This window comes from Xenorhabdus yunnanensis, from assembly GCF_028598805.1.
GTDB classification, from domain to species: domain Bacteria; phylum Pseudomonadota; class Gammaproteobacteria; order Enterobacterales; family Enterobacteriaceae; genus Xenorhabdus; species Xenorhabdus yunnanensis.
In genome coordinates this window covers 1-652 of record NZ_JAQRFI010000205.1, presented here as the reverse complement: position 1 = coordinate 652, position 652 = coordinate 1, and the positions used below count along the sequence as shown (strand labels likewise).

1 protein-coding gene and 1 pseudogene are annotated in these 652 nt (G+C 48.9%); both read left to right on the top strand.

What is annotated here, in order from left to right:
* Positions 1–319: head-tail joining protein (locus PSI23_RS21805; RefSeq protein ID WP_273557020.1), on the top strand; the 319-nt coding region annotated here is incomplete at its 5' end.
* Positions 316–652 (top strand): annotated as a pseudogene (locus PSI23_RS21800) (ATP-binding protein); the annotation flags it as partial. The gene PSI23_RS21805 and the pseudogene PSI23_RS21800, both read left to right, overlap by 4 nt.

The following is a 652-nucleotide window of genomic DNA, read 5'->3' as shown; positions in this document are numbered from 1 at the left end:
TAAACACCTGCTAGCCCCTTTGCATCAACAGTTTGCCGAGCGGGTGAACTGGCGACCCAGAGACGGGAAACCTTATGACATTATGGGCGTGTTTGATCGCGCCTATACCCAACAGGTGGAGTCGCTGGACGGGGACAGTGGTATCAATACCACTAAACCGTTACTAGGTGTTCGTGATGCGGTATTCAAATCCCTGCCACAGCAACAAGACCGGGTGTTTGTGTACAGTATCAATGCTGAATTTGTCGTGAGTGACGTTCAGCCGGACAGTCACGGTGGGACGCATTTGCAACTCAACAGGATTAAACACAAAAAATGAACGCATCAATAATACGCAATATGGTGGTTCAGGCGCTCACGGGTAAAACGGATGCACAATTCCGTGTTTATTCCCCGCGTGACTGGTCAACACGGGGGAAAGATTATCCGTGTATTTTGGTGCAAACGCCATTTGATCATAAAAAATCGCTGGGTCGCAACGTTCCCCAATTTCATACTGTAACTACCGTCAGAGTCACCGGCAGGATAGAGGAATTTGACGGTGACATTGATAACGGTGCAGAACAGGCGGAACTGGCATTGGAGGCGTTGCGGGAACAAATCGAACGGGCGGTAATAAATAGCTATGAGCTGACGAAAGTCACACAGCAAT